Annotated in this window: 24 protein-coding genes; 15 read left to right on the top strand and 9 right to left on the bottom strand. The window is 56.3% G+C overall.

All coding sequences use genetic code 11. From position 1 onward, the window contains the following. Positions 1-4 precede the first annotated feature (4 nt). Positions 5-1,354 carry an amidohydrolase family protein gene (locus ACUVSA_RS03060; RefSeq protein WP_445893747.1) on the top strand — a complete coding sequence of 450 codons (1,350 nt, stop codon included), beginning with the start codon at positions 5-7 and terminating at the stop codon, positions 1,352-1,354. 9 nt (positions 1,355-1,363) lie between these two features. Here the strand turns inward: ACUVSA_RS03060 and nadC are convergent, their stop codons facing one another. The 3 genes from nadC to ACUVSA_RS03045 form a co-directional block, all read right to left on the bottom strand. After that, positions 1,364-2,191: a carboxylating nicotinate-nucleotide diphosphorylase gene (gene nadC / locus ACUVSA_RS03055; RefSeq protein ID WP_445893746.1), complete on the bottom strand. Its 828-nt coding sequence runs from the start codon at positions 2,189-2,191 to the stop codon at positions 1,364-1,366. 43 nt (positions 2,192-2,234) lie between these two features. Next, entirely contained in the window at positions 2,235-3,296 is a 1,062-nt protein-coding gene (locus ACUVSA_RS03050) for a hypothetical protein (RefSeq protein WP_445890956.1), read from the bottom strand. Positions 3,297-3,411: 115 nt separating this feature from the next. Next, on the bottom strand, positions 3,412-5,169 hold the full coding sequence (locus tag ACUVSA_RS03045; RefSeq protein ID WP_445893745.1) for a hypothetical protein: 1,758 nt from the start codon (positions 5,167-5,169) through the stop codon (positions 3,412-3,414). A gap of 393 nt (positions 5,170-5,562) precedes the next feature. Between ACUVSA_RS03045 and ACUVSA_RS03040 the strand changes: the two genes are divergently transcribed. From ACUVSA_RS03040 to ACUVSA_RS02985, 12 genes are all read left to right on the top strand, one after another. After that, positions 5,563-6,135 (top strand): hypothetical protein, encoded by a 573-nt coding sequence (locus tag ACUVSA_RS03040; RefSeq protein WP_445893744.1) that lies wholly within the window; start codon positions 5,563-5,565, stop codon positions 6,133-6,135. 124 nt (positions 6,136-6,259) lie between these two features. Next, the gene (locus ACUVSA_RS03035) at positions 6,260-6,385 is read left to right on the top strand and encodes a hypothetical protein (RefSeq protein WP_445890953.1); all 126 of its coding nucleotides are present in this window, start codon (positions 6,260-6,262) and stop codon (positions 6,383-6,385) included. A 27-nt stretch (positions 6,386-6,412) separates the two neighbouring features. Next, on the top strand, positions 6,413-7,555 hold the full coding sequence (rdgC, locus tag ACUVSA_RS03030; protein ID WP_445893743.1) for a recombination-associated protein RdgC: 1,143 nt from the start codon (positions 6,413-6,415) through the stop codon (positions 7,553-7,555). Next, positions 7,542-8,543 carry a hypothetical protein gene (locus tag ACUVSA_RS03025; RefSeq protein WP_445893742.1) on the top strand — a complete coding sequence of 334 codons (1,002 nt, stop codon included), beginning with the start codon at positions 7,542-7,544 and terminating at the stop codon, positions 8,541-8,543. The genes rdgC and ACUVSA_RS03025 overlap by 14 nt, the downstream gene beginning before the upstream one ends. Before the next feature lie 125 nt (positions 8,544-8,668). After that, positions 8,669-10,660 (top strand): ATP-dependent zinc metalloprotease FtsH, encoded by a 1,992-nt coding sequence (gene ftsH / locus ACUVSA_RS03020; RefSeq protein ID WP_445893741.1) that lies wholly within the window; start codon positions 8,669-8,671, stop codon positions 10,658-10,660. After that, complete coding sequence (gene folP / locus ACUVSA_RS03015) at positions 10,657-11,538, top strand: dihydropteroate synthase (RefSeq protein WP_445893740.1); 882 nt, start codon at positions 10,657-10,659, stop codon at positions 11,536-11,538. Before ftsH ends, folP begins: the two co-directional genes overlap by 4 nt. A 20-nt stretch (positions 11,539-11,558) precedes the next feature. Next, positions 11,559-12,917 carry a phosphoglucosamine mutase gene (glmM, locus tag ACUVSA_RS03010; RefSeq protein ID WP_445893739.1) on the top strand — a complete coding sequence of 453 codons (1,359 nt, stop codon included), beginning with the start codon at positions 11,559-11,561 and terminating at the stop codon, positions 12,915-12,917. Between the two features lie 158 nt (positions 12,918-13,075). Continuing rightward, the gene (locus ACUVSA_RS03005) at positions 13,076-13,846 is read left to right on the top strand and encodes a type III pantothenate kinase (RefSeq protein WP_445893738.1); all 771 of its coding nucleotides are present in this window, start codon (positions 13,076-13,078) and stop codon (positions 13,844-13,846) included. A gap of 2 nt (positions 13,847-13,848) precedes the next feature. Further along, positions 13,849-14,787, top strand: coding sequence for a S66 peptidase family protein (locus tag ACUVSA_RS03000; protein WP_445893737.1), 939 nt, complete (start codon positions 13,849-13,851; stop codon positions 14,785-14,787). Then, positions 14,784-15,884: a serine hydrolase domain-containing protein gene (locus ACUVSA_RS02995; RefSeq protein ID WP_445893736.1), complete on the top strand. Its 1,101-nt coding sequence runs from the start codon at positions 14,784-14,786 to the stop codon at positions 15,882-15,884. The genes ACUVSA_RS03000 and ACUVSA_RS02995 overlap by 4 nt, the downstream gene beginning before the upstream one ends. A 1-nt stretch (position 15,885) precedes the next feature. Next, positions 15,886-17,349 (top strand): UDP-N-acetylmuramate--L-alanine ligase, encoded by a 1,464-nt coding sequence (locus tag ACUVSA_RS02990; protein ID WP_445893735.1) that lies wholly within the window; start codon positions 15,886-15,888, stop codon positions 17,347-17,349. Positions 17,350-17,382: 33 nt separating this feature from the next. Next, positions 17,383-17,949: an epoxyqueuosine reductase QueH gene (locus ACUVSA_RS02985; RefSeq protein WP_445890943.1), complete on the top strand. Its 567-nt coding sequence runs from the start codon at positions 17,383-17,385 to the stop codon at positions 17,947-17,949. On the opposite strand, the gene ACUVSA_RS02980 is transcribed toward ACUVSA_RS02985, so the two are convergent. After that, positions 17,940-18,227 (bottom strand): antibiotic biosynthesis monooxygenase family protein, encoded by a 288-nt coding sequence (locus tag ACUVSA_RS02980; RefSeq protein ID WP_445890942.1) that lies wholly within the window; start codon positions 18,225-18,227, stop codon positions 17,940-17,942. The two genes, ACUVSA_RS02985 and ACUVSA_RS02980, sit on opposite strands and share 10 nt — an antisense overlap. 100 nt (positions 18,228-18,327) lie before the next feature. On the opposite strand from ACUVSA_RS02980, the gene ACUVSA_RS02975 reads away from it, so the two are divergent. Next, entirely contained in the window at positions 18,328-19,116 is a 789-nt protein-coding gene (locus ACUVSA_RS02975; protein WP_445893734.1) for a methyltransferase domain-containing protein, read from the top strand. Here the strand turns inward: ACUVSA_RS02975 and ACUVSA_RS02970 are convergent. Continuing rightward, positions 19,095-19,382: a 4Fe-4S binding protein gene (locus ACUVSA_RS02970; RefSeq protein WP_445893733.1), complete on the bottom strand. Its 288-nt coding sequence runs from the start codon at positions 19,380-19,382 to the stop codon at positions 19,095-19,097. The two genes, ACUVSA_RS02975 and ACUVSA_RS02970, sit on opposite strands and share 22 nt — an antisense overlap. 48 nt (positions 19,383-19,430) lie before the next feature. After that, a complete protein-coding gene (locus tag ACUVSA_RS02965) occupies positions 19,431-20,027 on the bottom strand; it encodes a 2-oxoacid:acceptor oxidoreductase family protein (protein WP_445893732.1) in 597 nt (198 codons plus the stop codon). 534 nt (positions 20,028-20,561) lie between these two features. On the opposite strand from ACUVSA_RS02965, the gene ACUVSA_RS02960 reads away from it, so the two are divergent. Continuing rightward, positions 20,562-20,957, top strand: coding sequence for a hypothetical protein (locus ACUVSA_RS02960; protein ID WP_445890938.1), 396 nt, complete (start codon positions 20,562-20,564; stop codon positions 20,955-20,957). A 96-nt stretch (positions 20,958-21,053) separates the two neighbouring features. Here the strand turns inward: ACUVSA_RS02960 and ACUVSA_RS02955 are convergent, their stop codons facing one another. Genes ACUVSA_RS02955 through ACUVSA_RS02945 form a run of 3 tightly spaced genes read right to left on the bottom strand, consistent with a single transcriptional unit; the run spans position 21,054 to position 24,339 of the window. Further along, positions 21,054-21,758 (bottom strand): L,D-transpeptidase family protein, encoded by a 705-nt coding sequence (locus ACUVSA_RS02955; RefSeq protein ID WP_445890937.1) that lies wholly within the window; start codon positions 21,756-21,758, stop codon positions 21,054-21,056. A gap of 35 nt (positions 21,759-21,793) precedes the next feature. Beyond that, positions 21,794-23,731 (bottom strand): type IV pilus secretin PilQ, encoded by a 1,938-nt coding sequence (locus tag ACUVSA_RS02950; protein ID WP_445893731.1) that lies wholly within the window; start codon positions 23,729-23,731, stop codon positions 21,794-21,796. Beyond that, the gene (locus ACUVSA_RS02945; protein WP_445893730.1) at positions 23,728-24,339 is read right to left on the bottom strand and encodes a type 4a pilus biogenesis protein PilO; all 612 of its coding nucleotides are present in this window, start codon (positions 24,337-24,339) and stop codon (positions 23,728-23,730) included. The genes ACUVSA_RS02950 and ACUVSA_RS02945 overlap by 4 nt, the downstream gene beginning before the upstream one ends. Between the last annotated feature and the right edge of the window lie 12 nt (positions 24,340-24,351).

The following is a 24,351-nucleotide window of genomic DNA, read 5'->3' as shown; positions in this document are numbered from 1 at the left end:
TTCCATGCACGCCAACGAAAAACTTGTCGTCGATACGCTTCTGACGCGAGCGGATCACGTCCTCACGTGCGATCCATCCTTTCAGGTGTTCAGCCCCGGCGCCGTCGCCGTTCACCAGGGAACCATCGCCGCGGTCGGTCCATGCCGCGACGTGGAACAGCGCTACGAGGCGAAAGAGACGTGGACGCTTCACGGCCATATGCTTCTTCCCGGCTTGGTGAACACCCATGTCCATGGCGCCATGAGTCTTTTTCGAGGCGTGGGCGATGATCTCCCCTTGGACCGCTGGTTGCGTGAGCGCATCTTTCCTGCGGAATCCCGATTCGTGGGGCCGGAATTTGTGCGCCTTGGCACCCTTTTGTCTTGCGTGGAAATGATTCTCGGCGGCACAACGACCTTTTGTGACGGTTATTTCTTTGAAGAATCAGCAGCGGATGCGGCGGAACATATCGGCATGCGTGCTGTGTTGGGTCAGGGAGTTCTGAGTTGTCCAACGCCGGACGTGCCCGACCCGGCCCAGGCGGCCGATCGGGCGGCCGCTTTCCTCGAAAGCTTTTCCCGCAGGCCGTCCCGGCTGGTCCCTTCTCTTTTCTGCCACGCCACGTACACCTGCACTCCTGAAACCCTGCGATGGGCAAAGGCCCTGTGCCGAGACCATGGTTTGCTTTTCCAGATCCATGTTTCAGAAACGCTTTGGGAAACCCAAGAAATTCAGTCGCGATACGGCCGAAGCCCCGTGCGTCACCTGGAAAAGTTGGGCATCCTTGATGAAAGAACGCTGTGCGTCCATGCCGTCTGGGTCAATGAGGACGACCTGCGCACCCTGGCTCAAACTCGGGCCGCCGTCTCCCACAACCTGGAAAGCAACCTCAAACTGGCTTCCGGCATTGCTTCCCTACCGGCCATGCGGCAAGCAGGCATCACGGTCGGGCTGGGCACCGACGGATGCGCCAGCAACAATGATCTGGATCTCTTTTCGGAAATGAGTCTGGCCGCCAAAATCCATAAAGCAGTCTGCGGCGATCCCACAGTGTGTTCCGCGCGCGAGGTGTTGTTGATGGCTACGCGACAGGGAGCATGCGCCCTCGGTTTGGGGGGGGTCACCGGCAGTCTGGAAGTGGGGAAACGAGCGGATCTCGTGGCTGTTGATATCAACCAGGCGCACCTCACCCCCCTTTATGATCCCGTTTCGCACCTGGTCTACGCGGCACGATCCTCGGATGTGCGCCATGTCTGGGTCGACGGCGTTCCCATCGTTCGTGACGGCACGGTGCAAACCTTGGATGTTTCTCATGTTCTTGGGGAAGCTCGCCGAACAGCCCAGAGCATTCGAACGGTTTTGTTTCCCCCGTGAACGAGGGTCTCAGGAAGGAATATCCAAGCCGATGTCAATGGCGGGGGCTGAGTGGGTGAGGGCTCCGACGCTGATAAAATCCACGCCGCATTCGGCAATGGAACGCACTTTTTCCAGCGTGACTCCACCGGAGACTTCGAGAAGGGCCTTTCCCCGGGCCATGCCCACCGCCTGTCGAATGTCATGCAGGGGGAAATTGTCCAGCAGAACCACCTCCACCCCAGCATGCAGCGCTTCTTGAAGTTGCTCCAGGGTATCCACTTCCACTTCGATACGCAACGTGTGCGGCGCACGGGCACGCACACGCTCTACGGCCTGCCGAAGACCCCCTGCTGCGGCAATGTGGTTGTCCTTAATGAGCACACCATCAAATAAACCAAAACGATGGTTTCGGCCGCCTCCGTGCCGCACGGCCGCCTTTTCCAAGTCCCTCCACAGCGGCGTGGTCTTGCGCGTATCCAAAACGGCACATCCTGTCCCCCGAACCTCCTGGACCATGCGCCGCGTCAGGGTCGCAATGCCGCTCATGCGCTGTAACAGGTTCAAGGCGGTGCGCTCACCCATCAGAATCGACCGCAGGGGGCCTCGAAGTGTGCACAAGGTGGCTCCGGCATCCACGGCATGGCCATCGTCCTTTTTCACGGCACATTCCACCGTAGGGTCCAAGTGTTCGTAGACCAGGCGCACCACTTCTGTCCCGGAAACCACACAGGGTTCCCGCGTCACCATGTGCGCCACACCCCATGTCCCTTGGGGAACGGTCCCCAAGGTCGTCACGTCCCCCGGGCCCAGATCTTCTTCCAGTGCCCACGCAATCCTCTGGCGCAATGAAAGCATATCCCGTGAACCTTTAGGGGCCGCAAGACGGCCCAGCGGCCCCTTATCTGGCGACCCGGGTGGGAATGAGCCAATCGTCCATCGTGGGCGGTTGTCCCGAGATGAGCCGGCACACAGCCAGGTCCTCTCCAAAGAGGCGTTCCACTCGAAGTTGTCCTTTGGCTTTGCCCGGAATCCAGGCCGCCGGGGTTCCCGTCGGGGAATTCACCACTCGGCCTTCTTGAATGACCTCCAAGAGATCGCCGACCATGAGGCCGGACCGGTGCCCGGCACTCACGAAATACTCTCCGTTTTGGTCGGAAAAGACATGGGTCGTCCAGGGCATAAGGCCCTTGTGATCCAAAGCCTGTTCGTAGCTTCGCCGCACCACCAGTTCCAGAAACGTGTTCACGTCGGCTTCTTCCTTTAAAGGCATTTCCATCTGTTGCAGCGGAAACCGATACCCGATGCCCGCATCCACCACCCCGAATCGTGCCTGGGCTGTTCCGGGATAGGTGCTGGGTACCGTAAGGGATTCCACCAGGGCGATAAAGCGCGCTCCCGGATAAACGGCCGTGATCCGAACGATGCATCCAAGATCATGGCGCTGCAGGCAATCCGTCTGGGACAGCACTTGTTCCAGGTCTCGATGATGCACAAACAACACGTCATAGGTCACCGAGAGGCGATCGGCTTGAGAAAGAAGGCGATCCGCCAGATACGACGGCACGCCCTGCGTGTCCATCAGAAATCCGACTTTCCATCGCAGCACATCGCCGGATAAGGGTTGTGCACGGCGGCCTTCAAAGACGGCGGCTTCGAGCTTGGCCAGTCTTTTTTCCTGGGCCTCTTGAGACTCCTTGACGGCTTGGGTCGATTCTTTTCCAGATCCGGCAAGCACATCGCTAAGGACGAAAGGTTTCAGATCCTGGCGTTCCCGAAAATAGTCTCCGGAAAGCAGAAAGGGATGATCCAACAGAATCTCCCGAACCTCCGCCGCCGAATACTTTTGGCCCGGCGCCTTTTCTCGAGTGACAATGTCCGGAGACGATGCACACCCGGCTGCACCCGCAACAAACAAGAGGATGAGCATAGATACCTGACGGCGAACCGACACGGCTTTCATGAAATTCGCTCCCGCCTCATGGGCTTCAGTGAAAAGAAAGGGGGTATAGCGGCCAAGGTCAGCCTACTATACCCCGGTTGGGCTCCCTGTGTTAAGGGAAAGAAGAAACCTAGCCTTAGAAGTTCCAGACGAGTTCCGCCGCAATGCGGGAAGCCGTGTCGTCGCTCTTGGCACCCAGCGCCGCGGTCACATCCTCGATGACTTCTCCAGGGAAGAAGAACGAGGCCTGGCCTTTAACAAAAACGTTCTTGTGCAGCGCCACCGTCAGCTCGTTGTCCCATTCGGTGCCCACAAAGCCGGATTTCACCCAGGTCTCGGCGTAGGGGTACACGAAGCTCTTCACCTTGATATCCTCGTTCCACCAGAAATTGTTTACATTGGTTCGGTAAATGATGAATTTTTTGGGTGCCGCCGTCAAACCTAGGCTCACCATGGTCAAACCGGGGTTGTCGCCGCGGCCGTTGCCGTAACCTGCGAAGTTCTGCAAACCGCCGGTGAAGATGGGGGTTCCGTTGCCGTAAAATTCCGGCTGGTATCCGTACAGGGCCGTCCCCAACACGTAGTTGGTGTCGGCGATGATGGTGTTCTCACCACCCCAGCGGTTGGAAAAGCGTTGCGCGTTTTCAATGCCGTTGTAGCCTTCCAGCTTGTCGTCGTTGGGGTCGTCATCACCCGAAGTGTACATGACGCCGACATGCGGCTTGACGCTGAATCCGATCCAGTCTTTGAGCTCCAGAGCCACATCGGCCGCCAGGGCATAGGCCGAGATGTCATAGCTGCTGTATTTAAGTTTCTGCACGTTGTCTGCGGAACCGAATTGGTACGCCCCCTCCAAGAAGAGCTCCACCGGGCCGAAATTCCCCACATAGTACGAGGCGATGTGATGGGAATCGGTTTTCGGGTTGCGGCCGCTCACCGTCTTGGTCGCTCCGTAAGCAAAAGGAAAATCCGGATCAGTGCGGTCCGGAGCGGAACCGTCCAAGCCCAGAAGATCGTAAACCTTGGCCATGGAAATGCCTGTGGCCGATCGAGCCGCTGCCCAGGCCGCCGTGTAAAAATCCCGCACGGGAATGGAACGAATGCGATCGTAGCCGTAGAAGAACTTCACTTTATGCTTGTCGGTGATTTTGTAATTGACATAGGCGGCCAAAAGATCGCGGTCCTCATCGTTGGCCGCAAATTCATACTTGCCGATGGTTCCCGTAAGACTGGTCTGAAAGTTGTTTTCGGCCAATTTGAAGTAGCCGATGCTGTAGCTTAGAGATCCCGCCTGCCCATCCAACCAGAAACCCGGGTTGTCGTCGGCGTAGACCATGGAGGCGCCATCATTGTGGTCAAAGCCCCACACGTCCCATCCGGCGTGTAACCGCGTTTCATAAGGTAAAGCCACGCTTACGTTGAGGCGTTCCAATCCGAAGTTGCTGTTGTCGCCGCGCCCACCCCGGTTGTCCACCGTGTCCGTGTCGAGGGGCCGATCGAATTCCAAGGCTGCGTAAAAAGACCATTTGCGGTCCGAAGGCATGGCGTTGAAAAAAATCTTGTCCTCATTGCGAATGTATCCGCCCCGCACCGTGCCGCCTTCGTTGCTGTGCGTCTCAAATAGGCTTCCGGTGTACTTGCCTCCGAAAAAGCTCTTGCCTTTTAAATTGTCGTTCATGCCGAAATCCCAATTGGATTCCGACGTAGGAATGAAACGCACCAAGGCGCCAAAGCTCATCATGATGTCTTTTTTGGTGGCCACACTCACACTGCCCGGACCCACAATGACTTCTTCGGTAATGTCTTTTGCCGGCTGCGCTCCAATGGTCGAACTTGCCGTGAGCACCATAAAGACGGCCAGCCCCACAACTACGGCACGTCCTCTCCAATTCATGGCTTCCCCCTCTTCATGAGTTTCCAATGGCGATTTCGTACCTCCTTGATAGCCCCCTCTCGATCCTTCGGAACTTCGCCTTCCGCTTCCCTTGCATCCCCCCTCTCCGGGCCCGGTCTTTTCTATTTGGCAACGCGGCAGGCGTTGCCACGCACAAAAGCTGGGCCTTTTAAGGCGCACGTCCCACATGTTCGTCCTTTTACTGTGCACTTAACGTTCGCGTCAATAAAAAAACCGGGCTTGCTTTGCCATTAGATATCTTATAGGTTTACATATAAACTGATGCTCCAAGGCTTTCGGAAGGCCGAGGGGGCACGGGGGTCAAGGGAAAAAGGTTGCGTGCAGCGCCGCAGGTCATCAATGGGCGTTGCATGAGGATGGCGTCGGAAAACCATGCCACGGGAACGGGAAGGGCGCTTTCCTTTTAGTGGTCATGAGATCCTTGTGCTGGCGGAAGCTATTCGCATCGCCGAGGAGCTCATTAGTGATCATTTCAAGATTTCCACCTCGCAATGGAAGCGGTACCGCTACGACATTCAGTCACTTAAGGATTTACGCGCGGAAGAAATCACCGACCACGCTTTTGCTCAAATTCGCCGATATACGTTCCCCCCCCACGACAAAACCCTTGCCAGCCGTCACGGCGACTATTTCAAGATTTGCCTGCAGGATCACGTCATTCGCAAAGCCCTGTCTCGAGACCCTCCACTGAACTTGCTTCCCTTAGCCACTTACATTGTGACTCACGAACTGATCCATGTTTTGCGCTTTGCACGGTTTCTTCAGCGCTTTGAAGCTCCTGAGAAGGAAAGAGATTTAGAGGAAGGCCGCGTCCACGCACAGACCCTTGCCTTGTTGAAGGACTCTAAAATTCCCGGCATCCAGCCCGTCTTGACGGCCTTCCGTGCGTGCCCTTTTATGGAAACTTTCATCACTCGGGGAATGGAAGGTAAGCTTTCTCATTGACGCTTCTCGGGCCATTGGGTAAATAGAGCCCCTCATCGTGCAAGGGCGGCTGTGCCAGAGGGCATGGCCAATAATCTTTTTTTAGGGCATCGAACAATGCTCAAGTGCATGAGGAGGCTGAGTGATGGCCCGGCACAAAAAGATTGAACGCCGCAGGGAGTTGGAACGCCGCCGCCGACGGCGGGAAAAGAGAAAGAAACTGAGAGCCAAGGGGCTGCTTCCGCCGGTGGAAACCGCACCCAGCACTTAACCTTCATCATCCCAACGGGTCATCTTCATGGGTCTTCAGAGCGGCACGGTGACCTTTACATGTTTCCATCTGCCGGATCCTTCCGTCGCGGATCTGTGGTCTTTCATCGACGAAAGTCTCCGCGAGGGTGCTTATCGTAACGGCTCGCAGGGTGAGGCTTCAGCCAAGGGGTTCGCCTGCTGGGAAGACCTTTTTGATGCCTCTGTCCCCTTTGCAGGCTACCACAAAGGGGAGTATGTGGCCTTTCAGTTTCGGTGGGATCAACGGAAGGTGCCACCCCTGGTGCTGAAACAATATGAGCGCGAAGCGGTGCAAGCGTATCGCGCCGAACACGACGGCAAGCTGCCACCTCGCCATGAACGCCTCAAGATCCGGGAGGCCATTCAGAACCAACTGTTGGAACGCGTTCTGCCACAGCCATCCGGGTGCGACGTCGTATGGGCGCCGGCCCAATGCCGGCTCCTTGTGGGCACGGCAAGCCTAAAGATGCTGGAAGCTTTTTTGGAGCATTTCGCGCGGGTTTTCAAGCTTCATCCAATTCCCCTTTATCACGTGCAATGGGCCTTACATGGGCTGTCCTTGCCGGAGAATCTGAAGGATGCCCTCTCAAGACTCGTCTCCGTCAAATCTCCCCACGCCATGCATGAAGGCCGTTTTCTGGGATATGAATTCCTCACATGGCTCTGGTACCAGGCCGAATGCCGGCAAGGTCGCGTGCCTTTGGAACGAGGCGACTTCGCCACGGTGGCTTTGGGGGGAAAAGTGGTCCTAAGCCGGCAGGACGATGGCAAGGAACGGGTCATTTGCACGACGCAGGCCGGCGCCTTGGATGAAGCGCGCACGGCCTTGCGGCAGGGCAAGATGGTGGAAGAAGCCCAGTGGATGCTCATGACGGCGGATAACGAATACACCTTGACGCTGGACCGTGATCTCTGGGCCGTCAAGGGCCTCAAAACGCCGAAACAAATCCCTCATGCGGAAGAAATGGATTCGGACGCTCGGTTCTTGGAAAGGATGTTTTTCATCGACGAGGTTCTGGGCGTTCTTAACGCCGCCTATGGGGAATTTCTGTCGGCACGTCTGAGTTCTTCCTGGGTTTCGGACGTCTTTCCTGCGCTAAGACATTGGATTGAAGGCGGGCCCACTTCGGAAAACCATGACGTGGCCTGAAGCCCTTCGAGTCTTTCAGAACCTTGCTGCCGCGCATCCCCTGAGTTTTTCCCTTGCGCTTCTTACGGCCGCGTCTCTTGGCGCCGTCTATTGGATGCGTCGACGGTTGCGCCGCCACTGGCAGACCCTGCTGGAAGAGGCTTCGGAAGAGCCTTTTCGGTTTCTCGAGGAACCTTCCCTGAGCGAAAAGGATCGGGCCGCCCTTCGCTATCTCAAAGCCGTGCGCCAAAAAGTCTGGTCCCAGCCCGACCAGGACGTCACCCTTTCCTTCGATGCCTTTTTTTCTCTAGCTCAGGACATTGTCCGCACCATCGCTTCCATTTATCACCCGGACAAGGACGAGGCCCAATACCAGGCTTCTTTGAAAGACCTGCTGGCACTGTGCCGGCGCATCGCCTCCCGGCTGGAGGCCGTGGTGCAGCGCGGGCCTCTTCGGCTCCTTTCCAGCCGCCCCATCGGGCACTACCGAGCCCTTTACAAAACGTATCGACGCGTCCATGCATCATCGCTGGTGCAGTCCTTGAAAAAACACAAGGGGCTTTACAAGGCGGCGAAAGTCCTATGGCATCTCAAGAATTGGAAAAATCCTTTCTATTGGGTGAGCCGAGAATTGTCCAAGGAAAGCCTGCAGTGGCTTGTGCGCTGGTTTACTATCGCCATGATCAACCAAGTGGGGAAGGAAGCCATGCGCCTTTACGGGCAACACGGCTTCGCCGACGATGAGGAAAGGGACCTGGTGCTGGCCTGCCTGAAACTGCACAGCCTGTGCGCCTCCCAGAAGCCGCCGCAGAGGGAAGAAGCTTTGCGGGCGTGGGTGTCGTTTGTGTGTGACCTGCCGGTTCTGGATGCGGCCGCAAAGATTCGCGTCCTGCGCCAAGCTCTGGAAAGGGGCGGGGACGACGTTGTTGTGGCTGAATCTTTTCGAACACGGCGAGGCGAGAGCTGGTATAAGAAAGGACTGCATCAATTGGACAGGCCTTTTCCATAAAGACAGTTCACAGGAAAGGCGCAGAGTGTTAGAGTTGGAAAAAAATCCGCCGTGCCCATAAAAGGGTTTCACGTGCGGTAGATTTGCAACCTTTGCGCACAAAGGTTGCCACAGAGGAGGAAGCCTTGAGCCCTTTTTATAAGAATCTCGCCTTGTGGCTGGTCATCAGCCTCGTGGTCATTTTGCTTTTCAACATGTTCAATCAACCCCACACAACGCGCCTGGAAACCACCTACAGCCAGTTTCTCGATGCCGTGCGCAAAGGCGAAGTGGCGCAAGTGACCATTCAAGGGGATCACATTCTCGGCGTGTATGTCAACGGCAGCCTCTTTCGCACGTACGTGCCCCAAGACCCCGACCTTATGCGCATTCTTAGGGAACGGGGCATCGAGATTCAAGCGAAACCCAAGGAAGAATCTCCGTGGTACATGACCATTTTGATCAGTTGGTTTCCCATGCTGCTCCTCATTGGTGTTTGGATTTTCTTCATGCGTCAAATGCAGATGGGCGGCGGAAAGGCCATGAGTTTCGGAAAGAGCAGGGCTCGACTTTTGAGTGAAGACGCCCGGAAAGTCACCTTCAAGGATGTGGCCGGAATCGACGAAGCCAAAGAAGAGCTGCAGGAGATCGTCGAGTTTTTGAAAGATCCGAAGAAATTTACGCGCCTTGGAGGGCGCATTCCCAAGGGGGTGCTGCTGGTGGGCGCCCCCGGCACCGGCAAGACGCTTCTGGCTCGGGCCATCGCCGGGGAAGCGGGAGTGCCGTTTTTCAGCATCAGTGGATCGGATTTCGTGGAGATGTTCGTCGGGGTCGGGGCTTCGCGCGTGCGAGACCTTTTTATGCAAGGAAAGAAATTTGCTCCGTGTATCATTTTTATCGACGAAATCGACGCCGTAGGGCGGCATCGTGGGGCGGGTCTTGGGGGAGGCCACGATGAGCGGGAGCAGACATTGAACCAGCTGCTGGTGGAAATGGACGGGTTCGAATCCAACGAAGGGGTGATCCTTATTTCGGCCACCAACCGTCCGGACGTGCTGGATCCGGCGCTGCTTCGACCTGGCCGGTTCGATCGGCAGGTGGTGGTGCCTGTACCCGACATTCGTGGTCGTGAAGGCATTCTGGCCGTGCACCTGAGAAACAAACCGCTGGCCGACAATGTGGATGTGAGAGTCCTGGCCAAAGGCACGCCGGGTTTTTCGGGAGCCGACTTGGAGAATCTCGTCAATGAAGCCGCCCTTCTGGCCGCGCGGCGGAATAAAGACAAGATCGAAATGGCCGACTTTGAAGAAGCCAAAGACAAGGTCATGATGGGGTTGGAACGCAAGAGCATGATCCTCAGCGAAGAAGAAAAGAGAACCACCGCTTATCACGAAGCGGGACACGCTCTGGTGGCACGGCTTCTGCCCGGAACGGATCCCGTCCACAAAGTGACCATTATTCCTCGAGGCCGAGCCCTCGGGCTCACCCAACAATTGCCTCAGGACGAAAGGCACACTTACCCCAAGGAATACCTGCTTAACAGCATCGCGATTCTCATGGGCGGCCGAGCGGCGGAAGAAATCGTCTTCGGCCATCAGACCACGGGAGCGTCCAACGACATTGAACGGGCTACCCAATTGGCTCGGCGCATGGTGTGCGAATGGGGCATGAGCGAACGCATGGGGCCTTTGAGCTTTGGAAAGATGGACGATCAAGTCTTTCTGGGCCGAGAAATCGTGCAGCATCATCGGGACTACAGCGAACAGACCGCCATTCAAATCGACCAGGAAGTGCGACGAATCGTGGAAGAAAATTACAAGAAAGCCAAAGATCTTTTGGAAACCCATCGAGACGTTCTCGAAGCCGTGGCCGCTGCCTTGCTGGAAAAGGAGACTTTGGAAAATCATGATATTGAAAAGATCCTTGCCGACATTCGGCCGGACCTGGCCCGACCTGCACCAGCGGACGACACGGCCTCCCAGACATCGACCCCGTCGCGCCACCCGCCATGGGAACATGCCTCGAACACCGGCGCCAGGGGTCCGGAGGCTTCGGCAACGGCACCCAACGATGCATCATCCGATGAGGTCGGTCTCCCCACAACGGACGTCGAAGCTTCGGGAGCCGGCGCCAAATGAACGTGGGACCGCGACCTGTTTTTCACCTGCGGCTGCGATCCCGCCCGTGGGTGCTCGGGCACCGCACCCTGATCATGGGTATCGTCAATGTCACTCCGGATTCCTTTTCCGATGGGGGAACATGCGCAACGCGCGATGCGGCCGTCGCCCACGGACTGCAATTGGTGCGGGACGGTGCCGATATTTTGGACATCGGTGGCGAATCCACCCGCCCCTTCTCCGACCCCGTGCCATTGGAAGAAGAGCTGCGACGCGTCCTTCCGGTGATTGAAGAGCTTCGCCGCCACACGACCGTTCCCATTTCCATTGACACCACCAAGGCCGAAGTGGCTTATCAAGCCCTCAAGACCGGAGCGGACATCATCAACGATGTGAGCGCGCTGCGCTTTGATCCGGAGATGCGCGCCGTGGCGGCCGAATTCGGCGTGCCGCTCATCCTTATGCACATGCTCGGCACGCCAAAAACCATGCAGCAGTCTCCGCACTACGACGCCTTATTTTCGGAAATTATTCGATTCCTTGAGGAACGCGTTGCGGCGGCCGTGGCAGCAGGTGTGGACCGCAACCAAATCATTGTGGATCCTGGAATCGGTTTTGGTAAAACGGTGACCCACAATCTGCGACTCATTCGAGACTTGGACACCTTGGCCGTCTTGGAACGCCCTATTCTCCTCGGCGCTTCCCGAAAGAGCTTTATCGGCACTGTGCTGAACGCTCCCGTGGAAGACCGGGAGCTGGGGACGGCCGTTGTGCACAGCCTTGGCATCATGGCAGGAGCCCACATGGTGCGGGTCCACGATGTGGCTTTTCACCGGAACGCCGTGCTCATGGCCGATGCCTTGCGTGACGCTTTGTGGACGGAAGATGCCAAAGCCTAGGACGATGTAGGAGCTTCCCCATGGGCAAACTTTTCGGTACCGACGGCATTCGAGGCATAGCCAATCAGTTTCCGATGACCACGGACATCGCCATGAAGGTGGGCATTGGAGCGGCTTATTTGTTCAAGAGCCGCCACCGAAGGCCCAAGATTGTGATCGGCAAGGACACCCGTCTGTCCGGATACATGATCGAAAACGCCATGACGGCGGGCATCTGCGCCATGGGCGTGGATGTACTTCTTTTGGGTCCTTTGCCGACGCCGGGCATCGCCTTTATCACCGCCAACATGCGGGCCGATGCCGGTATTGTCATTTCCGCTTCGCACAACCCCTACGAATATAACGGCATCAAAATCTTCGCCAGCACGGGTTTCAAACTGCCCGACGACGTGGAAGCCGAAATTGAAAGACTGGTATTGAGCGGCGAGGTGGAATCGCTTCCGCGGCCGAACGTCGCCGAGATCGGTCGCGCTCGAAGGATTGACGACGCGCAGGGCCGATACATTGTTTTTCTCAAAAACACCTTTCCTCGAAACCGGACCTTGGAAGGCTTACGCATCGTCCTGGACTGCGCGCATGGTGCCGCCTATAGGGTGGCCCCTTCCGTTTTTGAGGAGCTCGGAGCCCAGGTGATTCTCATAGGCGACCGGCCCAACGGCAAAAACATCAATGAAGGGTGCGGATCTCTGCATCCGGAGAGCATGGCTCGATTGGTTCGCGAACATCAAGCCGACGTCGGTATCGCCTTTGACGGGGATGCGGATCGCGTCATTTTGGCCGATGAAAAGGGGGAGATCCTAGACGGGGACCAGGTCATGGCCATTTGCGCCAAGCATCTCGCGGAAAAAGGAAAGCTGTGCAAGCGAACGGTCGTGGCCACGGTCATGAGCAACATGGGCTTGGAGGTGGCCTTGCGGAACATGGGCATCTCCCTGGTTCGAACCGCCGTGGGCGACCGCTACGTGGTGGAACGCATGACCCAAGACCAGCTCAATCTGGGTGGGGAACAGTCGGGCCACATCGTCTTCATGGATCACAGCACCACGGGGGACGGCATTCTTTCCGCCTTGCAGGTTCTTTCCGTCATGCTGGAAGCCGACAAACCGCTTTCTGAACTCAAGGCCATTATGGAGCGATTCCCGCAAACCCTAAAAAACGTGAGGATCGCTCGAAAAAAGAACATTCAGGATATTCCGGAAATCATGGGGCAGGTGGAACGCGTGAAAAAATTGCTGGGCAACGACGGGCGCTGCCTCATTCGCCCTTCCGGCACAGAACCCGTCATCCGCATCATGATCGAAGGTCGAGACGAACAGCGCATTCAAGAAATGGCGGAAGATCTGGCCCAGCTTATCGAAAAGCATTTGCATTATTCCTAAGAGCCTGTCCGAGAATGGCTTTTTGGAGGCGTTTTCGTTTCCTTCTGTAGGAGCGCCGCAAGGCGCGATCAGGCATCGCCGCTTGCGGCGCTTTCACGGAAGGTGTTCTCGAACAAGCCCCTAGACACCGCTGTGAGCGCGTAGGAGATCTTAGACGCATGTTGCTGGTTATGGACGTGGGCAACACCAACACGGTACTGGGTCTCTTTGAAGGGGACACACTCGTGCATGATTGGCGCATTCGCACCGAAGTCCACATGACCGTGGACGAATACGGCATTCTATTAAAAAATCTTCTGGAAACCCAAAACCTGCCCCTGAGTGTCGTCACCGATGTGATCGTGTCCAGCGTCGTACCGCCTGTGCTGAACCACATCGAGGGGTTTTGCCGCAAATACTTCGAGACGGACCCCCTTGTGGTCGGGCCGGGCATTCGCACCGGCATGCCCATCCTTTACGATAACCCCAAGGAAGTGGGTGCCGACCGCATTGTCAATGCCGTGGCGGCTTACGAAACCTTTCGGTCGGCCGTCATCGTGGTGGATTTCGGCACGGCCACGACCTTTGACTATGTGTCGGAACGAGGGGAGTACATGGGGGGGGTGATCTGCCCGGGCATTCTCATTTCCTGCGAAGCCCTGTTTCAAAAGGCATCCAAACTGCCTCGAGTGGAAATCTTTGCCAAGCCCAAGTCCCTCCTTGCCAAGAACACCATCGCTTCCATGAACGCCGGCATCGTCTACGGCTATGCGGGTCTGGTGGAAGGCATCATTGCCAGAATGAAACGCGAAATCCAAAAGCCGCTCGCGGTCGTGGCCACAGGAGGCTTGGCCCCTTTGATTGCCAGTGAGTGCCCCGCCATTGAAAAAGTCGACGACTTTCTTACGCTCAAGGGCTTGAAAATCCTCTTTGAAAGGAATCGACGCTGATTATGCCTGTGTTGCGCTTTCGCCGTGCCGTCACCGCCCATTTGCTTAAACCGCGGCGATTGCAACCGGGCATGACGGTCTGCCTGACGGCTCCGGCCGGCACCTTTCCGGCAGCATCGGTGCAACGGGTCCAGAGCCTATTGGAGGCGTTGGGGTACATCGTCCGCGTCGGTAACCATGTTCTTGAGCGGTGTCGATATCTGGCCGGAGAAGATGCCCATCGGGCCCGGGATCTGTGGCAGGCCCTGACGGACCCCAAGACCGACGCCGTTTTTTGCCTTCGAGGAGGCTACGGATGCAGCCGGCTGCTTCCACGCCTTGCCTTTTCCCAAATGCATGGGGCAAGCAAGATTTTTCTCGGTTACAGTGATGTGACCTTTCTTCATGCCGCATTGGCATCCTGGGCCGGTTGGATCACTTTTCACGGCCCCAACGCGGCGGAATGGGTGAATCGTCCCGGCGACTGTTTGGAAACACTGGCCTTTCTGGAAGGGCGCACGCCGTTTGCCTGGTCTTTTGAAGCGCACCAGGTCCTTTACCCCGGCCGAGTCTGCGGGCGCCTCGTGGGAGGGAACCTCACCTGCCTCACGCATCTCGTGGGAACACCCTTTGCCCCTACCTTTGAGGGAGCGCTGCTTTTTCTGGAAGACAAGAACGAAGCCCCCTACCGAATCGACCGGATGTTGGTGCATCTGGCTCAGGCCGGCGTTTTTGAAGCGGTTCAAGGTGTCGTCTGCGGCGCCTTCGTGGGTTGCGGCGACTCGGAAGAAATTCGAACCCTTTTTCGTGAACACGTGCTTTGTTATCAAATCCCTGTGGTGATGGATCTGCCTTTCGGGCACGGCAGATGGAACCATGTCCTGCCGCTCGGCGCCGTTTTTTGTTTGGACACCACGGCTCGGCATTTTCATCTTGTCGACACGCCTTTTCGCGAGCCATGAAAACCTTGGAACAAAGGATCTCTTCTTTGATGCAAAGGGCTCTGGCCGAGGGAGTCTTCTCCGGGGCCAGCGTGCTTGTGGGCCATGGAGATACCGTGGTTTTTTCCCGCTGCTGGGGAACCACGTTCGTGGGGCCTGCGGCTCGTTCTGTCACTGCATCCTCTCTTTTTGACCTGGCTTCCCTCACCAAACCCATCGCGACAGCCAGTCTGGTCATGGTTTTGGTCCAAGAAGGCCGAATCCTGCTGGAAGATACCTTGGACCGTATCTTTTCTTATCGTCTTGTTCCCAGAGACAAACGATCCCTGACCGTGGAGCAGCTGCTTTTCCACAGGTCCGGTCTACCCGCCTACAAACCCTATTTTCGAGAACTCATGGAAGTCCCTCCTGAGCGCCGTAAGGACACGCTTCTGGAATGGATTCTTCGCGAACCCCTGGTGGCTCCACCCGGCACGCAGCGTCTTTACAGCGATCTGGGCTATATGCTCCTAGGATGGATCTTGGAAGAGGTGTCGGCAACGTCCCTGGACGCTCTGTTTGAGCAGCGTCTGCCATGCGCGGAAAGACCTTGGCACCTTGGATACCGCCGACTCATGGCCCTTTCGGCAACGGAAATGCCGTCTCTGGCTCTTGACCGCCCCCCAAAAAACCACACTGAGTGCGTGGCCACGGAACACTGCCAGTGGCGAGGCCGTCTGCTGCAGGGGGAAGTGCATGACGAAAACGCCTATTGCCTGAACGGCGTCGCAGGCCATGCCGGACTTTTCGGCACTGCACAGGATATTTGGCAATGGAGTCAAAACCTCAAGGCCCTTTTTGCCCCCCGGTGGCGTCTCGCCTTTGATGTTCCCATCGCTCAGGGTTCCAGTGCGGGACGTCACTTTTCCCAAAACACCATAGGACACCTGGGCTTTACGGGAACATCTTTTTGGATGGATCTGGATCAAGAAATCACGGTCATCCTCTTGACCAACCGCGTTCACCCTGACCGCCGCGACGACCGCATTCGTCGCTTTCGCCCTCTTTTCCACGATACCGTGATGGAATCCATGCTCGGGACGCCGAGTGGTCTGCATGTTCCGATGGAGAAGGCTTAATATGAAAAGCGCAACCTCGACCCATTTCAGCTGGCCTACACGACTGTACTTCATGGGCATCAGTGGCATCGCCATGGGCACTCTGGCCGCCATGTTGAAAGATGAAGGCTATGAGGTGTTGGGCTCGGACACTCAAGTGTATCCTCCCATGAGCACCTTTCTGGCCCACAAGGGCATTGCCGTGCTTTCGGGATGGAACCCGGAAAACCTCGACCAAACAAGGCCTCAGGCCGCCGTTGTGGGCAATGTGATTCGAAAAGACAATCCGGAGGCGCAGCGGGCCTTACAACTGGGGCTTCCTCTGTGGTCAATGCCCCAGGCTTTGGACCACTTTTTTTTCCCAGGCCGAAAAAACCTGGTGGTGTGCGGAACCCACGGCAAAACCACCACGAGTGGCCTTTTGGGTTGGATTCTCGAACAGGCCGATCTGGACCCGACAGTCTTTGTGGGCGGTTTTGTGCGGGCGTGGCATCGAAGTTATCGCATCGGCCGAGGGCCCTTCATGGTCTTGGAGGGCGATGAATACGACACGGCCTTTTTTGACAAGCAGGCCAAATTTCTCCGTTACAAGCCGTGGCTCGCTGTGGTGACCAGCATTGAATTTGACCATGCGGACATTTATTGCGACCTGGAACATGTCATGGAGGCATTTCGAGCCCTGAGCCGGCTCATTCCTCAAGACGGATACCTGGTGATCCATGGCGACGACCCTGGGTGTGCAGAACTCGCCGCCTCGTGCACGGGAACAGTTGTCACCTACGGCACATCGCCTCAATGCCAATGGCGCCTGGTGGACTTTGCCCCCCAGAATGGAGCCGCGGTCTTCACCGTCCTATCCCCCGACGGCGCACCATACCGGGTCACCTCCGCGCTGCCGGGACACCACAACGCCTTGAACACCATCGCCGCCATGGCCGTCTGCCGGCTTTTGAACGTTCCCATGGAAAGAACTCTCACAGCGATCGGCCGTTTCAGCGGCATGAAAAGACGCCAGGAAGTTATCTACCAGGCGAACGGAATCGTCGTGCTGGACGATTTCGCGCATCATCCCACGGCGGTCAGAGAGACCATTCAGGCGGTCAGAACCTTCTATCCCCACCGAAGACTGCTCGCTGTCTTTGAGCCTCGCACTAACTCCAGTCGGCGCCGTTTTTTTCAAAACGAATACGCCCACGCCTTTCACGGCGCTTTCTGGGTGGGCATCAAGGAACCCAAAGGGTTTCACACCATAGCGGTTGAGGAGAGACTCAACACGGAACAATTGGTCAAGGACATTCAAGAGGGCGGCACGGCGGCCCGTCTCTTTGTGGAAGGAGAACCGGTGGTGCCGTCGTTGCTCGAGCATATTCGCCCGAAAGATGTGGTGCTTCTCATGAGCAACGGCAGTATGGACGGGCTGCCCATGGAACTCTGCCAAGCCTTGCCGGCACAAGAAAAAGCGGTTTTGATCCAGGAAAGGGATTAAAAAGCCTTTAAGCCGGAAAGTAAGGCACGCCTCGTGACAGCCAAAGATATGGGAAGAATTCTGGTCCACGCCTGTTGTGGTCCCTGCCTGCTGTATCCTCTGGAGGTTCTGCACGCCGCAGGCTGGAAAATGCACACCTTTTTTTACAACCCGCACATTCAGCCGTACCAGGAGTGGCAAAGGCGGCTGGAGGCGGCACGCACGGTTGTCGTCGCCTTTGCGGTCCCCATGATTGTGCGAGAAGATTACGAACTGGAGGAATTTTTTCGGCAGACGGCTTTTCGAGAAAACCGCCGATGTCTTTACTGTTACAGCCGACGGCTTGAAGCGGCGGCACGACTTGCCAAAAAAAGCGGTTTCGATGCCTTCACCACGACGCTGCTCTACAGTAAGCGACAAAATCACGAGCTCGTGCGCCACATTGCTGAAGAGGCCGCCTCATCCTTTTCCATCCCCTTTGTCTATGAGGATTTTCGAAAAGGCTGGGCGCAAGGACAGCAGAAAGCCATCAGCATGGGCCTGTACCGGCAGCAGTACTGCGGCTGCGTGTACAGCGAACGAGACCGGTTTGCACCACAGCTGAAGCGTCGTCACGCGTAGGCGTAGATTTCCACCTTGGCTGGAGCTTTCAGAAGCGCATCGATTTCTTTTTGCAAGCGCTCCCGTTCGGGGTTGGCTTCCCAGGCTTTCCAATCTTTCAGGCTGGCCCAGGTGCTGATGACGAGGAATTTTTGCGGATTATGTACAGAGCGCAGAGTTTCTCCCGAAATGTACCCTCCGGTCTGCACCGCCTTGGCGCGAAGTTCCACCAATTTATGCTGCAGAACCAATTCATTGTCCGGATCCACTACGCGTTCGATAATCACTCGCACGGCCATCTTTTCTTCTCCCTGTACTCTTGGAGACACTGCGCCGATGTTCTGCATTGATTCTTTTTAGCATGCGTACGGTTCACTGACAACGGGCGATGAACAACCCATGGTCGAATCCACAAAGAACATCAAAAGTTATGTCCGGAAGGCGTACGAAAAACTTTACACCGACGGCGTTCGCCACGACCTGCCCATTGTGCAAGGCCAAGACTTGGCTTGGGCTCTCGGCTATGACCCGTGCTTCATCCAGGCCGTGCCGGAAGCCTTATGGGCTAGGTTTTTCCCCTGTGGAAACCCGGTACCATGGATGACCATCGAAGGAATTGAGGAAGCCAAAATTCTGAATCTAGGCTCCGGGGTCGGACTTGACGCCTTCTTTGTGGCTTTTGGAAAGCGCCTGCGAAACGGGGCGGTCGTCAATGTGGATATCGCCCACGAAGCTTTGAAACAAGGCAAGAACTTTATGGACGCCGCAAAAGCCGCTCACGGCGTGAAGGCTCATATCTTTTGGGTTCAGGCCGATGCGGACACCCTGCCGTTTCCCGACGCCGTATTCGAGTTTGTCGTCATGAACGGTGTTTTTAATCTTTTCGAACGCAAGGACCTTCTGTTGCAGGAAGTTTTCAGAGTCCTGAAAAACCACGGCGCTTTTCTGCTCGCAGATCTGATGCGAACCGGTCCACTGCCTCCTCAATGGGGAACCGCTATAGAAGCCTGGCTGTGGTGCGTGAATGGCTCTCTTGAAGAGCAAGAGCTCTTCGGCATTCTGCACACCACTGGGTTTGAGCAGGTGGAAATCCTGCGCAGGGACTGCGAAGTGGAGCCTCTGTGGCGGGAGATCATCCGCGCGCGCAAGTCTTGGTCCCCTCTCCCTTACGCCTCAGGCTCCATATGAATGGCTCGAGTGGGGCATTCTTCCGCACAAATGCCGCATCCCTTGCAATACTCGTAGTTGATTTCTACAGGAATGCTCCGAGAAATCACCCCTTCCGGGCAATACAGCCAGCACAGGAAGCAGGAAGGTTTTTGATTTTTTGTGGGCGTGCATTTTTCCGGATCAATGACGGGTCGCTCAAAGCGCCAATCTCCGGTGCGTCCCCCTTCGCCTTCACAAGGCGAAGAATGGGTGTAGGTAAACGGGTCTTTTCGAGGTTCCACCATGGCAGCTTTTATCCTTTCATGCCTGCAGAGGGTCACACGGGCTGTGTTCTATGCGCACTCCAAGCGGCACTCTCCAATAATGTTTGTTCTTTCATAAGCGAGCCGAGCGCCCTGTCGATTGCGCTCCAGAGCCTCCCCGTGAAAGTGGTGTGCCAAAGCTCTCTCGAGACTCTCCAGGCTCACCAATCTCGAAGCCCTGGCAAATCCACCCAGGATGGCCGTGTTGGAAATGACCGTCCCCGACACCGTGAGGCCGGCCTCTCTGGCACAGGCCGTGGCATTGGTGGTGGCCACCGTAAAGACTTCATGAAAATGAAACTCTTCAGGTTTTTTCTCGGTGTTAATCAGAAGAAGGCCCTCGGAGGCCAGCCCCGAGGTCACATCCACCACGTCCAGAAGAGTTTCATCCAAAACCACAACGATGTCCGGCTGCACGACCAGAGAGTACGTGCGGATCGGCTTCCACGAAAAGCGATTGGTGGCAATGACCGGTGCGCCTCGTCTTTCGGCCCCAAAAAAAGGCGCCGCCGTCACCCCTTGGTAACCTTCTTCAAAGGCCGCTTCCGCAAGAATCATGGCCGCCGTGACAGCCCCCTGCCCTCCTCGACCGTGCCAACGAGCTTGAATATATCTTCTTTTTGGCATTCCCGCACCCTCGGCATTCCACCTCACACCAGCCCTTCGAACGCCCTTCGTCCTGCATGACGCGTTCTCTTACCCTCTTTCTCCTTTCAGGTCAACGTTTGCCCATGTCCGCAAAGGCCTCGCCGCAGGTTCGAAAGTGTAGTGGCCCCAAGCAGCATATGCCGCAAGGCCTTCCGGCACCGTGTGGTGCGACGACACTATGCAACTTAAGGGCAGTGGCCTCCGCCGGCTCGTGGCTTTCCAGACGGGGAGAAGCACGTCTCATCAAAACCACAGAACCCGGACGTTCTCTCCCTCGGCAACCAGACTCACCAGCTCCATTGTCCGACCGGCTGCTTGGAGCGTGTCTGAGAACACCTTTTGTAGGAGCGGCGCGAGCCACGACGCCTGCTGGCGCCATAGGGCGCTCCTACAGAGTGAAACGAAAACGGCCCCAAAAAGCCATTTTTGGACAGGCTGCGTGGTCCTTGTCACCAAGGCGGTGGTTCCTGTAAATGAAAGTCCGGATCGGCCACGGCAAAGGAGGCGAAAGCGATGGACATGAGACAAGAACCTGTGGAGACCTTGATCCTTTCCAACAATCTGGAGCTGCGCATCTACAATCGATCGAAAAAACTGGCTGGAGATCGTTGGACCGTGGAAGCCATGATGGAAATTCCCGTGCCATTGACAGCGGAACTGCGTGAAAGGCTCAGCCCCGACAAAGCCCTGGTTGAACAATTTGTTCAAGAACACGGCGATCCTTTTCTCTACCGCCACCACAAGGCCCGCCATTTCATCGACGAAAGCGAGAAAGAGCGTACTTTTCAGGCCTTAAAGGAAGATTTTCTAAGGGCAAATCGGAACTATTTGAGCCATCCCCTTTTTGCGCATTTGGTGGTTGCCAAAGCCTTTCGGGAATGGGAAGAACGCCGTCGTTGGTGGCGATAGAGACCGCGGGCGACCGGCTCCCGCCGGACCCGCAGCTTTGCAATCCCAAGAGCCCATCTCTACACGAGTTGGGGGAAACTCATGGGCTGAAACGACTTAGGGACGCACCTCCACTCGTGTCCCCCGCTCGGCCATCAGGTACAGTTCGGTCATGTCACTGTTATAGAGAGCGATGCATCCATCGGTCCAATCCCCGTGGGCTCCTCCTCCGTGAATGTATATCTCACCCCCGAGGGGTGTGTCCCACGGCGGCTGCAGCCATCGGTCCAGTGCCAAAATAATGTCGCGATACTGTATGGGGGAAATCAGACCCGCTGCAAAAGCCTGTTCCGCGTGTCGTTGCGTGGGATAGGACAAGGCCAGAGACTTGAAGAATCGGCTCCGCGGGTTCTTAAAGCAGATGAAGAAACTTCCTTCCGGTGTCCTTCCGTCTCCCTCACACTTCTTATCCCCCCTGGGGTTTTTGCCCAGCCCGATGGGATAATTCCGCACAAGCACATCGCCGTCCATGACATACAGGCGCCGCTTATCTTTGTAAATGTAAATCTCCGCTGCCCGCACTTCTTCGGCAGGTCGAAGATAGTCAATGCGCACTGGCTTTAGATCTTCAAAAGGCCGATAGCGCTCTTCGGCCGTCTTGTCTGTTTCTTGAATGTTCTTGTTTTCCATGTGTCCCTGGGGTGTCGGACCTTGAAAGGTGCATCCGGCGGCCGCCAAACTCACCCACATCCAAAGCAACCAAGATCCATGACGAACCGTTCTGGCGCCGCGCAGCATGCCTTCTTCAGAAGAACGTCCCATTATGGCGACCCGACCTCCTTCAGTTTCTTTGCCTCTTAAGATCCAGCCCGCACCGTGCCGCTGGACACATCGACAATCTGCGGATTGATAAAGATCAGAAGTTCGCTTTTATCCATGCGCGTCGAATTTGACTTGAACAGATGACCCAGCACTGGCACTTTGTGAACGCCGGGCGTTCGGCTTTCCGAAGCGGACTCATTTTCTTCGATGATGCCTCCGATGACCACCGTCGCCCCGTCATCCACCAGCAGTTCGGTATCCACCTTGCGACTGTCAATGGCTGGAGGCTGCCCCGGAATCACCTGGGTGTAATTGGGCGCTTCTTTTTTAGCCTGAATCTGCAGCCGAACCCGCCCATCCGGGGTTACATGGGGCGTTACAGCAAGCTCTAAGGTCGCATCTTTAAACTCCGTGGAAATGCCGTCTTGACTTTGCGCCAAATAGGGAATCTGCGTCCCTTGGGAAATGGTGGCCTTGACGTGGTTCATGGTCAGAACTCGGGGTGCCGAAATGATTTTTCCGCGTCCCGCTTGTTCGGCGGCAAGAAGGCGCAGATCCAGGTTCCACAGCGTGGTGCCCACCAGTTTTCCCACCGTGAGGCTCGCCGTGGATGTGGCGGCCACAGGATGGTTTACGGCGTAGCTCGTGTCCACCTGATGATCCGTCGTTTTGGTTAACGAAAATCCCCACTGCACGCCCAGATCCCGTGATGCCGTGGTGTTGAGTTGCACAATGCGCGCTTCTATAAGCACTTGTTTGGTGGGGATGTCAAGACGCCCGATGATGCCTCTGGCCGCAGCGATGCGGGCCGGATAATCCGTATACAGGATGGTTCCGGTGCGTTGATCCACACTGATCTTGCCGTCCGCACTTTTGATTTCGGAAATCTTTGCGGCAATTTCTGACGGGTTACCATAATTGATCTGCAAATAAGCCGTGTCCAGTTCCCCCAAATCCTTTTTGGCGCGCAGCAGTTGCTGTTCAACCTTGATACGCTCTTCCCGCTCCTTCATTTCCTGTTTGAGCTTTTCTTCTTTGGCAATCCGAATGACGCCTCCGACTTCTTCTCGACCCAGTCGGTTCATCATCAAAATCATATCCAAGACCTGGTCCCACGGAATGCTTTCCACCTTCAGCGTCACTTTGCCGCTGACATCCGGTTCCACCACGATGTTCATGCCGCTCACATCGGCCAAAAGCCGAAGCACATTGCTAAGGTCAGCATCCTGCACGTCCAGGCTGATAGGCTTGCCTTGGTAGATTTTGGTCAACATGGCTCCTCCGGAATCCATCCTTGCGGCGTCGGAGGCAAGCCCTGCGAAAGGCGTCCCCCCTGTGATGAGAGATGCTTTTTGCTCACTGATCTCCCCGCTCAAGGGCGCTGCCAAGGACGTCTTTTCCCGAGGCTTTCGCGGATAAAGGCGCACCACCAAACGGTCCCCCTCCGCGGCACTTTCCAGCCTTTCCACGCCTGAGCCCATTCGGCCGGAAAGAGAAAAACGGCCCGAAGTGTCCGTCGTCACTTTTATGGAACCGACACGTTTGGATGTGGTGGGAACAGACCCGGATCCTAAGGACGTGGCCACGCCTTCCATCACGATGGAAAATCCTGCATCTCCCTGTCGAAGGGTTCGATAATGCTCAGGAGCTGTATTGGTGATTACCACAATCTCGGTGCGATCGGGAAAATCCATGGCTTGCACGCCAAAAACCCGCACGCCGTCTCCACCCATGGGGGTAGACTCCGCGGCGGAGGACCCCTCTGTCGGAGATATGACCGCTGGAGCTTGGGCCGCCGCCCCGCTCACCAGGAACGCGATGATCATCATGGACACGGTAGCGCTCGTGACGTCACTCTTGGACCCATTCCAAAGCTTCATGATCTCCCGTCCTATCTTTTGAGTCACCAGCCGATCCGTGCTGCCTTCACGACCACAGTGGACCTTGGACTGCTTCGCTCTCCTCGCTATCATTTTTTCTTGGGTTCCGCTTTCTTTCGCTCATGCTCTTCCAGGAACCTGTATGTGGAGAGGTTGCAGGAAACCTGCACCGAAGAATCACTTCGCCGCTTCAAAGCTATGTTGTTCACCTGAATGATGCGTCCCAATCGACTGATTCTGTCAAGAAACATACCCAGTTGATGATAGCGTCCTACAAGATCCAAACGCACGGGAATCGTCGCATGAAATTCGTGCGGGACTTCAGGCAGAGGCTGAAACAAGAGATTTTCCAAGCCTTCCTGAGCCCCGATCTGAGACACCGTCTCCAGAAGTGCCGGAATTTCCCTCTGGTCGGGCAGCAGCTTGAGCATGGCGGCAAACTCCTCCTCGGCCTGTTGCACCTCTTGCTTCAGTTTTTCGGATTCCGCAGCATATTTTTTTAAAGTGGCAATGCGCGCTTCTTGGCTCTGTATGCTGGCATGAAGCTGCTGGATCCGTTTTTTCTGAGGGGTGTACTGAAAATAATAGAATGCCGCAGCCAAAACCAACACGGTGATGCCGAGCACGAGCACTCGCTGGACCACAGGCAGTTCATCAACCTTTGCCCCAATGGCCTCTATGGGAAGAGACACCTTTTTCATGGTTGCCTCCAA

The sequence above is a fragment of the Desulfosoma sp. genome, from assembly GCF_052743555.1.
The sequence above is the reverse complement of the archived record's forward strand: the minus strand, read 5'-3'. Positions and strand labels throughout refer to the sequence as shown.

Bases quoted from the DNA above. Each gene is read 5' to 3' on its own strand.
- ACUVSA_RS03060 (WP_445893747.1), top strand. From the start codon at position 5: ATGCACGCCAACGAAAAACTTGTCGTCGATACGCTTCTGACGCGAGCG.
- nadC (WP_445893746.1), bottom strand. From the start codon at position 2,191: ATGCTTTCATTGCGCCAGAGGATTGCGTGGGCACTGGAAGAAGATCTG.
- ACUVSA_RS03050 (WP_445890956.1), bottom strand. From the start codon at position 3,296: ATGAAAGCCGTGTCGGTTCGCCGTCAGGTATCTATGCTCATCCTCTTG.
- ACUVSA_RS03045 (WP_445893745.1), bottom strand. From the start codon at position 5,169: ATGAATTGGAGAGGACGTGCCGTAGTTGTGGGGCTGGCCGTCTTTATG.
- ACUVSA_RS03040 (WP_445893744.1), top strand. From the start codon at position 5,563: ATGCCACGGGAACGGGAAGGGCGCTTTCCTTTTAGTGGTCATGAGATC.
- ACUVSA_RS03035 (WP_445890953.1), top strand. From the start codon at position 6,260: ATGGCCCGGCACAAAAAGATTGAACGCCGCAGGGAGTTGGAACGCCGC.
- rdgC (WP_445893743.1), top strand. From the start codon at position 6,413: ATGGGTCTTCAGAGCGGCACGGTGACCTTTACATGTTTCCATCTGCCG.
- ACUVSA_RS03025 (WP_445893742.1), top strand. From the start codon at position 7,542: ATGACGTGGCCTGAAGCCCTTCGAGTCTTTCAGAACCTTGCTGCCGCG.
- folP (WP_445893740.1), top strand. From the start codon at position 10,657: ATGAACGTGGGACCGCGACCTGTTTTTCACCTGCGGCTGCGATCCCGC.
- glmM (WP_445893739.1), top strand. From the start codon at position 11,559: ATGGGCAAACTTTTCGGTACCGACGGCATTCGAGGCATAGCCAATCAG.
- ACUVSA_RS03005 (WP_445893738.1), top strand. From the start codon at position 13,076: ATGTTGCTGGTTATGGACGTGGGCAACACCAACACGGTACTGGGTCTC.
- ACUVSA_RS03000 (WP_445893737.1), top strand. From the start codon at position 13,849: ATGCCTGTGTTGCGCTTTCGCCGTGCCGTCACCGCCCATTTGCTTAAA.
- ACUVSA_RS02995 (WP_445893736.1), top strand. From the start codon at position 14,784: ATGAAAACCTTGGAACAAAGGATCTCTTCTTTGATGCAAAGGGCTCTG.
- ACUVSA_RS02990 (WP_445893735.1), top strand. From the start codon at position 15,886: ATGAAAAGCGCAACCTCGACCCATTTCAGCTGGCCTACACGACTGTAC.
- ACUVSA_RS02980 (WP_445890942.1), bottom strand. From the start codon at position 18,227: ATGGCCGTGCGAGTGATTATCGAACGCGTAGTGGATCCGGACAATGAA.
- ACUVSA_RS02975 (WP_445893734.1), top strand. From the start codon at position 18,328: ATGGTCGAATCCACAAAGAACATCAAAAGTTATGTCCGGAAGGCGTAC.
- ACUVSA_RS02970 (WP_445893733.1), bottom strand. From the start codon at position 19,382: ATGGTGGAACCTCGAAAAGACCCGTTTACCTACACCCATTCTTCGCCT.
- ACUVSA_RS02965 (WP_445893732.1), bottom strand. From the start codon at position 20,027: ATGCCAAAAAGAAGATATATTCAAGCTCGTTGGCACGGTCGAGGAGGG.
- ACUVSA_RS02960 (WP_445890938.1), top strand. From the start codon at position 20,562: ATGGACATGAGACAAGAACCTGTGGAGACCTTGATCCTTTCCAACAAT.
- ACUVSA_RS02955 (WP_445890937.1), bottom strand. From the start codon at position 21,758: ATGGGACGTTCTTCTGAAGAAGGCATGCTGCGCGGCGCCAGAACGGTT.
- ACUVSA_RS02950 (WP_445893731.1), bottom strand. From the start codon at position 23,731: ATGATAGCGAGGAGAGCGAAGCAGTCCAAGGTCCACTGTGGTCGTGAA.
- ACUVSA_RS02945 (WP_445893730.1), bottom strand. From the start codon at position 24,339: ATGAAAAAGGTGTCTCTTCCCATAGAGGCCATTGGGGCAAAGGTTGAT.